Raw genomic sequence first — 13,044 nt, forward strand, 5'->3', positions numbered from 1 at the left:
TCCCCTGGGTGCCTCACCGCTCGGGTGCTCCACCGCTGCGTGGGGCCCCGTAGTACTGCTGGGGTCCCTGTCCCTTGGCGTTTCCCCACCCAGCAGGGTACCCAGTAGGTGCGAATCGGTCACGGGTTCGGGCTCCGTGCCGCCGTCGGTATTTCCCGCTGATCCCGGCCACGCCGTGGCGACCCGTCAGGAGACGGCTTTCCTTCCCGGGCGGATTCACTACTCTTGAACGGTGCCCCGTACCCACGCTGACGGCTGCCGCAGGAGAGAGGAAGCGACGTGACCGGCCCGGTGTTCCAGGCCAGCACCGCACTCGACGCCGACGTGACGGGTCTGCGGCTCGTCGGCGCGTTGGACCTGGACGGCGCCGGGCAGTTGCGCGCCGCGGTCGCCGACTGTTTCGCGCGGCGGCCCGACCGTGTCGTACTCGACCTGGCGGGCCTGCGGTTCTGCGACTGCGCGGGGCTCAACGTGCTGATGGAGGCCAAAGCCACGGCGGACCGGATCGGCGCCGAGATGCGCGTGGAGGGCGCCCGCCCGCAAGTGGCCCGGCTCTTCGCCCTCACCGGCGCCGACGACCTGTTCGCCCACAGCGCGCCGCCTACCCTGTGATGCCTCCGGCGCGGCGGCAGCCCCTACGAGGGGTGGCAGCGGACCTGCTTTGGAGTCACCACCGCCGTGGCCCCCGCATGTTCGTACCTTCCACCAGTACGAAGTCCCCTGGATCAAGGGGGAGACTTCCCGCCGAGGGCCGCGGCTCATTCTGAGAGCCGACGCCACAAATCGAGGGGAAACCACCACGATGAGTGGTCAGTTGTACGACGGCATCGGCGAAGCCTTCGAAGGCTTCAAGACCCTGCCCATCATTCGTTACACCGAGGTACCGGGCTTCCTCGCCCTGGTCGGCGACGTGACCGGCAAGTCCGTGATCGACATCGCCTGCGGTACCGGCTACTACAGCCGCGAGCTCAAGCGCCGCGGCGCGTCCCGGGTCTTCGGATTCGACATCTCCAGCGCGATGATCGACGCGGCCGAGGCGCGCGAGCGGTCCGAGCCGCTCGGCATCGCGTACGAGGTCGCGGACACGGCCACGCTGCGGACCTTCGACGAGCCCTTCGACGTCGCCGTGGCCGTGCAGGCGTTCAACTACGCGGCCGACGTCGCCGAGATCGGGCAGATGATGCGCAACATCCGGCGCAGCCTCGTGCCCGGCGGTGACTTCTTCCTGTTCGTGCAGAACCCGGACTACGACTTCGGCGGTCCGTCGCTGGCCAAATACGGCTTCCTGTGCGAGTCCACCGGCAAGGACAACGAGATCGGCCGGGGCACGCGGATCACGGCCCTGCTGGATCCGCCCGTCTCGTTCGAGGCCACGACCCCGTCGAAGGAGACGTACGAGGGGACACTGACCGCCGCCGGATTCACCGGGATCGAGTGGGTGCCGCTGGACGTCTCGGAAGCCGGCGTGGAGAAGTTCGGCGAGGAGTTCTGGGCGGACTACGCCGCGAACCGGCCGCTGATCATGATCCGCTGCACCGCCTGACCGGTGCCTCTGCGGCGCCGGCCCGGCCCTTTGGGGGCCGGGCGGCGCACGGGGGTGCCGCGGGGGAGTGGGCGGCGGCGAAGTCAGCGCTTGCCCCGAAGGCGCCTGAGCATCCCACGGGCCTCTTCCCGCTTGCGCGGGTCGGACGCCGCGCGCCGCACCGAATCGATCGTCCGCCGCCCCTGCGGGCTGCGGCTGAACTGCTTGATCTTTGCGAATAGTCCGGACACGAGCCCTCCCGGTGTAGCCGTCGTGACGCTCCGTCGTGTGCCCCGGCACCCTCGCTTGAAACCGCCTTGCGATGTACCGCGCCCCCGTTAGGGGACTTCGGCAGCCGTCACCCCTTGCCCGTCCGCCTCGGCGCGCGCCGCGGCCGCCGCCTCCCACGGAGGCGCAGCAAGCGATTGCGTCCACGCCTCCAGGCCGTCGCCGTCCACGCAGACGATGCCGCACGTGGCGGCGTACTCCGCGGCGGGAGCGGTGAAGGCGCTGGTGGTCACGACGACGGCCACATCGGCCTCGTGGACGGCGAAACAGGTGCCGCCGAAGCGCTGGAGGTCCTGCGAACCGACCCGGTTGCCCTCGCCGTAGTGCTTGCACTGGACGACCACGCGCAGGCCGTCCGCCGTCGTGGCGATCACATCCGCCCCCAAGTCACCCGCCCCGCCCACCACTTCCACCTGGGGACAGCCGTCGCGGGCGCACAGCGCGGCGACGGTGTGCTCGAAGCCGTCCGCGTCCACCCCCGCGTGGTCCAGGGCGGCGGAGTCCACCTCGGGAAGTCCGGCTGCCTCAGGGGCGGCCTCCGACACCCCGCCCGCCGGGGGAGCGTACGCAGCCGACGCGCCCGGCGCCGCCGGGATGCCCGGCCCGCGCGGGCCCGGCACGGGCGCGCGGAAGGGGCGGCGGCGGCCCGGCGCCACGCTCCACCGCGCGAGCGCCACTCCGGCGGCCAGGACGACCATCGTGACGATCGGCAGCACCGGCACGCCTCCGCCGCTCGCCACCGCGGCCGTCCGGACGAACACGGCCGATCCGCCCAGGCAGATCCCCACCAGCCCCACGGCCAACACGACGTCACGCCCCACCGACGCCTCACCCTCACCACCGCCACCGCGGCGGCGCCCTCCGGATGCCGTCATACGCCCCCTCCTCACCCCTCACGGACCGTCTCTCCTCGTCTGATCAAGATCTCCGAATCCAAACGGACGGCACGGCACGGGCACGGCACGCCACAGCACGGCTGCCGCGCCCGGCGCATCATCGGGGCAGCTCTGGCAACAAGATCCTCATGACGCGGGAAAACGGTCCGGCCGCGCGCCGGAGGATGTGGCCGCTGCTGCTCCTGCCGGTCCAGGCAGCCCTGATGGTCGGTGCGGGGACGCTGCTGGCCGGATCCGCGGCGGACCGGGGACAGGCAGGAGGACGCGTGCCGTGGGAGGACCGGGCCAACCGGTACCTCGCCGAGGAACGCGTCGCGCCGCTCACGGAGCTCACACGGTGGCTCTCCGCCTTGGCCGACACGGAGAGCGTCGTCGGTGTGACCCTGGTCTGCGTCGTGGCGATGCTCGTGCTGCCGCGGGTCGCGTGGCGGGCCGGGGCCCTCTTCCTCGCGGCGTCGGTCGCCACCCAGTCCGCCGTGTTCCTGCTGGTGACGGCGCTCGTACGACGGCCACGCCCCGACGTGCCGCGACTGGACGGCGCGCCACCGACCTCCAGTTTCCCGTCCGGACACGTCGGGGCCTCCGTCGCCCTGTACGCCGGACTGGCCGTCATCGTGCTGCTGAGGACGCGCGACCGCGGCCGGTGGCGGTACGCCGCAGCGACGGCGCTGCTGCTCGTTCCGGCGGCCGTCGGCCTGTCCCGCGTCTACCGCGGCATGCACCACCCCACCGACGTGGTGGGCGGCCTGCTCAACGGCACGGTGACCCTCCTGATCGTGGGCTCCGTCGTCCTCTTCGGCCGCGACGGGCCGACGCCCGGGCCGGCGCGCGGGACCGCGCGCAGCGGCCGTGCCCCGCGCACGCGCACCAACGTCCGGGCCCTGTCGGCCCGTTACTCCGGCCCCGACTCCACCTTCGCGGCCCGACTCCTCCTGACGGCCGCCGCCACGGCCGGCGCAGCCGTGCCCTTCGCCCTCTCCCTGGTCCTGGTGGAGTCCGGATGGGCGCCGCTGTACCGCCTCGACCAGACCGTGGCCGAGCGGCTGCACCAGGCCGCCCTCGGCCACCCCGGCTGGGTCCGCGTGCTCCACGTGCTCAGCGACTTCGTGTGGGACCCGGTGACGATGCGTCTGCTGGTCGCCCTGCTCGTGCTCTGGCTCCTCACCCGCCGCGCCTGGCGGCTTGCGGCCTGGGCGTCCGTGACCGCGGCGGCCGGGGCCCTGACGGGGGTGCTGGTCAAGACCGCCGTCGAACGCGCACGGCCCCATCTGCCCGACCCGGTCGCCCACGCGCCCGGGTTCTCCTTCCCGTCGGGCCACGCGATGACGGCCTTCACCTCGTGCGCCGTCCTCCTGCTGGTCCTGCTGCCCCTCGTATCGCGCGCCTGGCAGCCGTTTCTCCGGGCGCTCGCGGTGATCTCCGTGGTGGGCGTCGGCCACACGCGCGTCGCGCTCGGCGTGCACTGGGTGAGCGACGTGGTGGGCGGATGGCTGCTCGGCCTCGCCGTGGTCACCGCCACCACGTTGGTCTTCGAGGCCTGGCGGGCGGACACCGGCTGGCGCCGTACGGCCGTGATGCGCGAGGGCCTGGAGCCGGAGCTTTCGGATGCCGACCCCGAACCGCCCCTGGACGTACGAGCCTCCGAGCTCTCGCCGTCCTCTCCCGCTGGGCCGTCATCCGGTGGCGCGACGCACGAGCCCCGGCCCTGACCTCCGGTCCGTCCCCTGGGTCCTCAGGACGGAGCGCCTCCCGGGCGGGCGAGGCCCCATGTCTGGAGCGCGTAGGGGCGTCCCTTCTCCTCACCGGTGATCAGTGGAACCTGGAGGAGCCGGAAGCCCGCCTTCGCGGCCACGGCGACGCTGGCGGTGTTCTCGGCCTCCAGTTCCAGGATCACCTGCTCCGCCCCCAGGTGCTCGAAGGCGTAGCCGGCCATCAGCCGCACCGCGCGTACCGCCAGCCCCCGGCCGCGGTGGGCGGGACCGACCGCGTAACCGATCTCGGTCCCTTCGGGGGCCCGCCGCAGCATCACCTCGCCGAGCGGTGCGCCGCCGTCGACGGTGATGGCGAGCAGGATCGCCGTGCCGTCCGCGCGCAGCTGCCGGTCGCGGCCCAGGCGCGTGCGGGCGGCCGCCGCGTCGAACGGGGAGACGATCGGGGTCCAGTACGCGATGTCGGGATCGTCGAAGAGGTCCGGCATCGAGGCCAGGTCCGCCTCCGTCCAGTCGCGCAGGACGAGACCCTCTCCCGAGATCTCGATCCGCTCCGGAAACGACGACGAGGTGCTGGTCATACCGATGGCCCTTCTGGTCTGTTCATGACGAGACAGGCTATCGGCGTGCGGATCAGACCGGGATCAGGGCAGCGGGCACGACGGCTGTGCGGGACGGCTGACGTCATGTCCGGTTGCCCGGGCCTCCCTCCGCGGGGGCGGCCCCCGGCTCCGCGGGCGTCGGGTGCTGGTGGCCGTGCCATTCGCAGAGCAGGACGGTGGCATCGTCGCCGAGCCGCCCGTCATGGTGGTGGAGCACGGCACGGACCAGGCGGCGCAGCGTCTCCGGGACGGGGAAGCCGTCGGCCTGGTGCCGGATGATGAATTCGACGAAGCGGTCCAGGCCGAATTCCCGGCCGGTGCGGTCGCGGGCCTCCGTGATGCCGTCGGTGTAGAGGAGGAGCCGGTCGCCGGGCTCCAGGTGTTCCCGGTGGATGAGCGCCGGCAGGCCCAGCTCCGTACCCAGGGGATGGCTGGGCCGGCGCTCCAGCGTGGTGATCCAGCGGCCGGCCCGGATGAGGATGGGCGGCGGGTGGCCGCAGGTGATCCAGGACAACAGACCGGTGTTCAGGTCGAGGTCCGCGAGCACGGCGGTGGCGTACCGGTCGTGCGTGAACTGCTCGATCAGCATCGTCTCGATGATGTCGCGCGCCTGGGTGATGCTGGCTCCCTGGCGGCGCTGGTTGCGGCAGGTGGCCATGGCGAGGTTGGCCGTCAGGCCCGCCGCCGTGTCGTGCCCCATGGCGTCGAAGACGGCCAGGTGGGCGATGTCGGCCGCCAGGGCGTAGTCGAAGGCGTCCCCGGCGGTGGCATAGGCCGGCTCCATCGCCGCGGCGATGGTCACCCGGGGACTGGTGAAGGTGCGCGGCGGCATCAGCGACCACTGCATCTCCGCGGACACCGACATCGGCTCCAGCCGGGTCAGCCGGGCGTAGGAGTCACTGTGGGAACGGGCAGAGACCAGCATCATGCCGACGAGCGAGGCCAGATCGCCCATGGTCTCCCGCGTTTCCTCGTCCGGTTCCTCGTGGGTGGTGACGGACAGGACACCAAGGCGCTCGGTACCGTCCAGGAGTGGCAGCCAGTGCAGCCGACGGCCCTCGGTGGCACCGAAGGAGGGCTGGAGGGTCTGGAAGGTCCGGCCGGCCAGCGTGCCGTCGATCCGCAGCTCCCGGCCGCCGCGCCCCGCGTCCAGTCCCTCGCCGGTGATCTCGCGCAGCATGTCCTCGCGCAGGTCGCAGACGTAGATGGTCACCGCCTCGAACCCGGCCCGCGAGGCGTACTCGGCCACGACGGCCGGGAGCTGCTCGAAGGTGGTGAGGTGACTGGCCCTGAGCAGGGCGGTGAGCATGCGGTGGTGGGAGTCGGGCACTGAAGACCCTCCGGCCTGTCTCGGGGGCGAGCGGCGCGCCTCGCGGTTGTCGTTGCTGGAGCTGGAGCTGGAGCTGGAGCTGGAGCTGGAGCTGGAGCTGGAATGGATGGAGTGGAGTGGGATGGCGATGACGCAGAGCGTCCATCCCAGCTGACGGACGCCCGACGGTCCGTACGCGACACCCCCGCTACGCCGTTCGCGCGACCCGGTTGCCCCGGGCGGGGCGGCCGGAGCGAGGAGGCCCGCCGGGGGAGGGCGGTCCTGCATGTCGCGGGTGGCCGCGCCGCCGCCTCCACCGGAGAGCCGTCACGTTTATGCGGGTGAATCCCTGCCCCCGCCCGGGTGAGCGCGCTGGACCAGCTCTGTCGCCCACGCCCCGGGGACGCTAGAAACCGCGCGTGATCAAAAATCTCGTACGGCGCTCCTCCGCGCTCCTCCTTGCCCTCATGCCGCTCCTGGCCGCCGCTCCCGCGTCGGCAGTCCCCGACGCGCCCGAGGCGTCGGGCCCGGACCCCATCGTCTTCGTCCACGGCTGGAACCCGGACCCCTCTCCCTGGCGGTCCATGGCCACCCGCTTCGAAGCCGACGGCTGGCCGGCCGACCACCTCGACCAGTGGAGCTACAACTCCACCCAGTCCAACGCCACGACCGCCGCACAGTTCGCCGAGGAGGTCGACCGCGTGCTGGCGCGCACGGGCGCCGCCAAGGTCGACGTCGTCACCCACTCGATGGGCGCGCTGTCCTCGCGGTACTACCTCAAGTACCTCGGCGGCGCGACCAAGGTCGATGCGTGGGTCTCCCTCGGCGGGCCCAACCACGGCACGGAGGTGGCACGTTGGTGCGGCGGCGCCGCCTGCGTCGAGATGCGACCGGGCTCCGTGTTCCTGAAGGACCTGAACTCCGGCGACGAGACCCCCGGCGCCACGCGGTACGCCACCTGGCGCTCGCCCTGCGACACCCTCATCAACCCCCCGAGCAGCGTCGTCCTGGACGGGGCGTTCAACAGCACCACCGCGTGCCTCGGCCACAGCGCCCTGCGCACCGACGGTGCCGTCTACGCCGAGGTGAGGACGCACGTCCGGTAGGCGGGGACGTCAGCCCGGCACGCTGAAGCTGAGTTCGAATTTCCCCTCGTGTCCCGGGATTTTGCTGCGGAAGACGGCCCGGGACATCGACTCGTCGAAGAGGGTGAGCTTCAGCGAGTCGTGTTCCTCGGTGTGGAACGCGTTCACGGGCTCCAGGTATACGAAGTTGCGGAACGGGCCGATGGGTTCCCCAAGGCCGTCGATATCGCTGGTCCCCAGCTCGACCTTGATGGTCTGGATCGGCACGCGCACGTTGATCAGGAGGGTGCCGCCCTGCTCGATGGACCCGTGAAAGATTCGTTCTTCGTCCACGCGAAGGATGATCGGTTCGAACACGGCGGTCATGACGGGACAGAACACGTCCCAGAATTTTATGTGCACCATCACATCTCTCCCTGCCGCTCGTCCCGGTTGTTTCGCCGGATGAGCTCTCGGGCGCCGCACGCCGGAGAGCTCACGGGCGTCCTAGAATTCGGACGGGTGCAGCGGGCCCACCATCCTGAAGCATGCGGACTGCAGCTCGTCGGGGGTGACCACCGGCTCCGCGAAGAGTTCGAAGTTCCGGTGCCGGATGAATCGGTCCGGGAACTTCACGGAACGGAACGAGGCCTGGTTCGGGTCGATTTCCGCCGCTTGGAGAACGAACGTCGATTCCTCGATCACCTCGGCCTTGACCTGGGGGTCGATGATCCCCGTGAAGAACTTGCTGTGAATGCGGAAATCGTCGAACGTCGCGATCCGCAGACAGAACCCGGGCGGAGCGACTGCTCGTACCAGCATTCCCGTCGTGCCGAAATTCAGGCTGGGTCCGGTCCACGCGAACGTGGCATCACGGCGGTCCTGTTCGGTCTCGATCTTGGCGATGTCGACCAGGCCCGTGTGATCGATGATGAAGAAATCAGGGAAGTTATTGGAAAAGAGTGAAAGCTTGAGCTGAGCCACGATGTCCCGCCTTCCATGACGAGTCCACGTGAGTTCCTGAGGGAAGATGAGTAGGGGACTACTCGCATCGGCGTCCATCAGGCCGCCGGCTGTGCGGGCGGGGCGTGAGAGCCGAGAAGGCCGCCCTCTGCGTCCATACGGGTGAGAGCGCCATCTCCATCATGCGCCGCCCGGGGTGCGCGCGCCAGCGATTCAAAACGATTACCGCTTCAACTACGCGGCTGCGTCCCAGCCTTGCGCTCAAGGGCGGCGATGCCGCGGTCCCCCAGCCCAAGGGCTGTACGATGGACCGGTTCCTGTGCCGAGGTGTCGGCTGCAGTGACCGGACTTCCTGTTCCTTCTGTGTCGATCTTGGGGTGACGTCTTATCAACCAGGCCGTGTAGTCGTCCGCGTTCCCGCGTGCTGTGTCGTCGCACGTGTCCGGGGGCGGACGTCGCGTTGGCCTGAGTTGCGTCACCCCTCCCCGCAGTCCTCTTTCCCGGGTGCAGCTCTGCCGTCTGCCCCGGGCTTTGTGTTCTCCGGCTCCGGTGCGGCTGCCGGCAGGGCTCCCCGATCCCTTTGGATCAGGAGTTTTCCCGTCGTGTCCTCCTCCGCGCTCGGCAACGAGCCGCAGCACACCACCCCGACCCCAACCCACCCGACCCCAACCCACCCGGCACCTCGCCGCCCGCACATGGCCCTGGCGGCCTGGATCGCCCTGTTGGTGCTGTTGACCGCCGAGCTGATGAACATGCTCGACCAGTCGGTCGTCCTGACCGCCCTGCCCGCGATCCAGGAGTCGACCGGCGCCGGACCGGTCGCGGTGCAGTGGCTGACCACCGCCTATTCGCTGCCCGTCGCCGTCGGGCTGATCACCGGCGGACGGCTCGGTGACCTCTACGGGCGCCGCAGGATCCTGCTGATCGGCACCCTCGTGTTCACCGCCGCCTCGCTGCTGTGCGGTCTGGCCACCGGCCCGGGCACGCTGATCGGCGCCCGCCTGCTCCAGGGCGTCGGCGTGGCCGTGATGATCCCGCAGGTCCTGGCGACCATGCACGTCACCTTCGAGGGCCAGAGCCGCAGCAAGGCGTTCGGCTTGTACGGGGCCGTGATGGCCCTCGCCAACGTCCTGGGCCCGGTCCTGGGCGGCGTGCTCACCCAGGCCGACCTGTTCGGGCTGTCCTGGCGGCCGATCTTCCTGGTCAATGTGCCCGTCGGGCTGGCCGTACTCCTCCTCGGACGCAGATTCGTCCCCGAATCGACCGTCCGCACGGCCGACCGGCTCGACGTGGCCGGCATGCTGCTGTCCGGCCTGGCCGTCGTCCTGGTCCTCTTCCCGCTCACCGAGGGCCACGCCCAGGGATGGGCGCTGTGGTGCTTCGTCATGCTCGCCGCCGGCGTCCTGGTCGCCGGTGTCTTCCTGGGCCACCAGCGGCGCAGGCAGGGCCGTGCCCCGCTGGTGACCCTGTCCCTCTTCCGGGTCAGGCAGTTCTCCGGGGGCATGGCCGCGGACCTGCTGCACGGCCTGCTGTGCGGCCTGTTCTTCATGACCTGGACGCTGTACCTGCAGCACGGCCTCGGTATGAGCCCGCTCCACGCGGCCCTGGCCTTCGTGTTGCTCTCCGTGGGAGAGCTGGGCGGCGCGACGGTCGCGGCGAAGACCGCCGGACGTTTCGCCCGCCGTCTGCCACAGGCCGGAGCCCTCGTCGCGACCGCTGCGATGGGCACCTACGGCCTCCAGATCGGCAGCCATCAGGCAGACCTGACCCTGGGGGCGATGGCCGCTCCGGTGGTGCTGATCGGGTTCGGCCTGGGCATGGTCTCCGGCCCGCTGGCTGATCTGTCACTGGCCAGGGTCCCGCACGAGGATGCCGGCTCGGCCTCCGGCCTGTTCAACACCGCCATTCACCTGGGCATCGTGCTGGGCACCGCGCTGACCGCCGTGGTGTTCTTCGCCCTCACCGGCGGCTCTTCCGACGGCGCGGTCAACCGCGACGCGTTCGTCACCGTGCTGTGGTGGGTCGGCGGCCTCCTGGCCCTGATGTGGGCGCTGATGTTCTGCCTGCCCAGGCACACCGACCACCAGGCCGACTGATCCAGCCCCCCGGTGCACCCGAACGGGTGCACCGGGGGGTGCAAGGCTGATCAGTGAGAGGGGGAGGGCGTGATGCGGCCAGCAGGGCGGCCGTGGGCCTGGAAGCGGGGGAGGGGGCGAGTGGCCCTCCTTCGTCGGAGCGCTATGCCCTGATTGCCCCGATATTCTGGGAAGTGTGATCGAGTCTGGACGGCCGATGCTCCGCCGGCGCTACGGCCGGGGGAGGCTTGTGCGGCTGTCGCCGGTCATCTTGACCGTCGTGATCGCGAGCCTGGCCTACAGCACGCCGCCCGAGATGGCCTTCAGCCGCCTCCTGCCCGCGGCGCCCGCCCTGGCGGCCGCCATGTGGCCGGTGCTCCCCACGGTCCTGCTCGGCACGGTCTGCCTCATTCTGATGATCGGTCTCAGCCTCGTCTTCCCCGACCTCGGCACGTGGTGGACGGCCGCGGGCATCATCGCGGTGACCGTGGCCGCCGCGTACGGAAGCCACGTCCGGCTCCAGCGCGAGCGCACCCTCTTTCACGTACGCCTCGTCGCCGACGCGGCGCAGCAGGTGGTACTGAGCCCCATCCCGCGCTCCTTCGACAACGTCGACGTCGAGTCGCTGTACCTCGCGGCGGCCGCCGAGGCCCGCATCGGCGGGGACTTCTACGAGGTGGTCGACACGCCGTACGGGGTCAGGCTGCTCATCGGTGACGTGCGCGGCAAGGGCCTGCCGGCCGTGGGGGCGGCCGCGGCGATCGTCAACGCCTTCCGGGAAGCGGCCTTCGGCGAGGGCGACTTGGTGGACGTCGCGCGCCGGCTGGATGCCAGCAGCACCCGTTACAACGCCGCCTTTCCGCCCGAGGGGCCGATGGAGCGCTTCGCCACCGCCCTCCTCGTCGAAATCCCGCACGAGGAAAGGCGCATCGACATCCTCAACTGCGGACATCCGCCGCCGCTGCTCCTGAACGGCGGCAGGCTCCGCGTTCTGGAGTCCGCCGCCCCCTCGCCCCTGCTCAGCCTCGCCGAGCTGATCGGCGAGCACTACACCGTCGACACCTTCGACTTCGGCCCCGGAGACCTGCTGCTCGTCTACACGGACGGGATCGCCGAGGCCCGCGCCCGCGACGGTGAGTTCTTCCCGCTGACCGCGTGGATGCGGGGACAGCCCCCGACGCCGCCCCGCGAACTCCTCGCGGCCCTTCACCGCGACCTCCTGCGCTACACCCGGGGCCGCCTCGACGACGACATCGCCGCGCTCGCCGTACGCCGGCGCGAGCCCTGAGGTCCGAAGCCCCCGCGACGCGGGGCGGGCGGCTACCGCCGTACGCCGGCGTGTTCGAGGACCGCGCGGACCTCCGCGGCGATCGCGCTCTCGTTGGCTTCGAACTCGGGGCCGGTCAGCATGCGGGTGTCGGTCGGCAGACCGGTGAGCACCGGGGTGTGGAGGTGGCCGCCGGGCAGGTGCGGGGCGAGTTCGGCCCGTAGCCGGTTGGAGCGGTAGGCGACCTCGTTGGACAGGTAGCCGCCCCCGCCACCCGCCACGGCCCGCGAGCCCGGCGTGGGGCCGTCGGCCCGGTCGACGGGAGCCGTGCCCCCCGCCGGGATCTCGGTCACCTCGGTGTTGAGGAGGACCGGGTACGGGGTCTGCACCGCGGCGGTCACCGCGTCGGCGGGCAGGGTGGTGCGGATGAACTCCGGGCCCGGGCCGAGACCCGGGGCCGTCACCGGACGCTCGCGGGTGCCACCGGAGAGGGCGCGCGCGTTGTCGGGGTACGGGTCGGCGGACCGCGCGCGCCCCGCCCAGTCCTCCAGGGTGAAGATGCCCGGGTAGCCCTGACTCACGGTGGTGATGACGTCGGCCGAGGCGGGACCGGCGGCCAGGTGCGGGGCGAACGCACGCTCGACGATGCCGGCGTCGAAGTCCGCGTACCGCACCGGCAGTACGACGGCGCGGATCTCGGCGGGGCTGCCGTCGGCGAGGGTCACGCGCCGCCCGTTGAGCTGCAGCGCGGCCGACCCGGACGGGTTGGCGCGGCGGATCTCCGCGTCGAGCCCGAAGGGGTCGAACCCGCTGATGAAGAGCCTTCGTACGCCGGGTTCCGCCCGGAAGGCGTTGGCGGTGAGGCCGCGGGAGGCATCCTCGAAGCGGGCGCGGAGCGCCGCCCGGTCGACGCTGAAGTCCGGTTGCCAGCGGGCGAGCGCGGCGGTCATGCCGAGGCGCGCCCAGTACAGCGGCCGGTCGTCCCCCGCAGCGAGGTCGCCGCCGGGCCGCTGCCCCTGGGCCCGCCGTACGGAGGCCTGCCAGAGGGCCTCGCCCCAGGAACCGAGGAGCCGTTCGGCCTCGGCGGGGCTGCGCGTCGAGCACAGGGCGGCGGGGAACCGTCGTACGAAGTCCCCGAAACCGGCACGCTCGACCAGGGCGCTGGTGCGGGAGTCCGCGAGGCGAGCCTGTTCGGGGTCGAGCGGTACGGAGGCCGGGGGGCGGCAGGCGGACGCGTGGTCGGCCGCGTGCGCCGGCGCGGCGACCGCCACGGGGAGCACGGTGACGAGGAGGGCTGCGGCCGATGCCGCACGCCGTAAGAGCATCATGCGATGTGACATTACATAGCG

General features: G+C 71.4%; 12 protein-coding genes and 1 pseudogene. 7 read left to right on the forward strand and 6 right to left on the reverse strand.

The features are described 5' to 3' along the window. The first annotated feature begins 279 nt into the window (after positions 1-279). Together ACF059_RS30380 and ACF059_RS30385 are read left to right on the forward strand one after the other, a co-directional pair. Entirely contained in the window at positions 280-612 is a 333-nt protein-coding gene (locus tag ACF059_RS30380; RefSeq protein WP_392063431.1) for an STAS domain-containing protein, read from the forward strand. Positions 613-802: 190 nt separating this feature from the next. Beyond that, complete coding sequence (locus ACF059_RS30385) at positions 803-1,543, forward strand: class I SAM-dependent methyltransferase (RefSeq protein ID WP_392063434.1); 741 nt, start codon at positions 803-805, stop codon at positions 1,541-1,543. A 317-nt stretch (positions 1,544-1,860) separates the two neighbouring features. Here the strand turns inward: ACF059_RS30385 and ACF059_RS30390 are convergent, their stop codons facing one another. Next, positions 1,861-2,685 (reverse strand): restriction endonuclease, encoded by an 825-nt coding sequence (locus tag ACF059_RS30390; protein ID WP_392063438.1) that lies wholly within the window; start codon positions 2,683-2,685, stop codon positions 1,861-1,863. 422 nt (positions 2,686-3,107) lie between these two features. Between ACF059_RS30390 and ACF059_RS30395 the strand changes: the two are divergent. Continuing rightward, positions 3,108-3,473 (forward strand): annotated as a pseudogene (locus tag ACF059_RS30395) (phosphatase PAP2 family protein); the annotation flags it as partial. A 114-nt stretch (positions 3,474-3,587) separates the two neighbouring features. Beyond that, positions 3,588-4,415 (forward strand): phosphatase PAP2 family protein, encoded by an 828-nt coding sequence (locus ACF059_RS30400; RefSeq protein WP_392063921.1) that lies wholly within the window; start codon positions 3,588-3,590, stop codon positions 4,413-4,415. Between the two features lie 23 nt (positions 4,416-4,438). Here the strand turns inward: ACF059_RS30400 and ACF059_RS30405 are convergent, their stop codons facing one another. After that, a complete protein-coding gene (locus ACF059_RS30405) occupies positions 4,439-4,996 on the reverse strand; it encodes a GNAT family N-acetyltransferase (protein ID WP_392063441.1) in 558 nt (185 codons plus the stop codon). A gap of 103 nt (positions 4,997-5,099) precedes the next feature. Continuing rightward, on the reverse strand, positions 5,100-6,326 hold the full coding sequence (locus ACF059_RS30410) for a PP2C family protein-serine/threonine phosphatase (RefSeq protein ID WP_392063924.1): 1,227 nt from the start codon (positions 6,324-6,326) through the stop codon (positions 5,100-5,102). A 419-nt stretch (positions 6,327-6,745) separates the two neighbouring features. Here ACF059_RS30410 and ACF059_RS30415 point away from each other — a divergent pair, with 419 nt between their 5' ends. Next, positions 6,746-7,432, forward strand: a complete 687-nt coding sequence (locus tag ACF059_RS30415; RefSeq protein WP_392063445.1) for an esterase/lipase family protein — start codon at positions 6,746-6,748, stop codon at positions 7,430-7,432. A 9-nt stretch (positions 7,433-7,441) separates the two neighbouring features. Here the strand turns inward: ACF059_RS30415 and ACF059_RS30420 are convergent, their stop codons facing one another. Both ACF059_RS30420 and ACF059_RS30425 read right to left on the reverse strand, forming a co-directional pair. Further along, positions 7,442-7,777, reverse strand: a complete 336-nt coding sequence (locus ACF059_RS30420; RefSeq protein ID WP_392063448.1) for a hypothetical protein — start codon at positions 7,775-7,777, stop codon at positions 7,442-7,444. A gap of 120 nt (positions 7,778-7,897) precedes the next feature. Then, entirely contained in the window at positions 7,898-8,374 is a 477-nt protein-coding gene (locus tag ACF059_RS30425; RefSeq protein WP_392063452.1) for an AbfB domain-containing protein, read from the reverse strand. A gap of 581 nt (positions 8,375-8,955) precedes the next feature. Between ACF059_RS30425 and ACF059_RS30430 the strand changes: the two genes are divergently transcribed. Both ACF059_RS30430 and ACF059_RS30435 read left to right on the forward strand, forming a co-directional pair. After that, positions 8,956-10,449: an MFS transporter gene (locus ACF059_RS30430; RefSeq protein WP_392063455.1), complete on the forward strand. Its 1,494-nt coding sequence runs from the start codon at positions 8,956-8,958 to the stop codon at positions 10,447-10,449. A 196-nt stretch (positions 10,450-10,645) separates the two neighbouring features. Continuing rightward, the gene (locus tag ACF059_RS30435) at positions 10,646-11,716 is read left to right on the forward strand and encodes a PP2C family protein-serine/threonine phosphatase (protein ID WP_392063927.1); all 1,071 of its coding nucleotides are present in this window, start codon (positions 10,646-10,648) and stop codon (positions 11,714-11,716) included. A 32-nt stretch (positions 11,717-11,748) separates the two neighbouring features. On the opposite strand, the gene ACF059_RS30440 is transcribed toward ACF059_RS30435, so the two are convergent. Continuing rightward, positions 11,749-13,023: a pyroglutamyl peptidase gene (locus ACF059_RS30440; RefSeq protein WP_392063457.1), complete on the reverse strand. Its 1,275-nt coding sequence runs from the start codon at positions 13,021-13,023 to the stop codon at positions 11,749-11,751. Positions 13,024-13,044 lie beyond the last annotated feature (21 nt).

Source organism: Streptomyces sp. NPDC016562 (assembly GCF_043076955.1).
GTDB lineage: Bacteria > Actinomycetota > Actinomycetes > Streptomycetales > Streptomycetaceae > Streptomyces.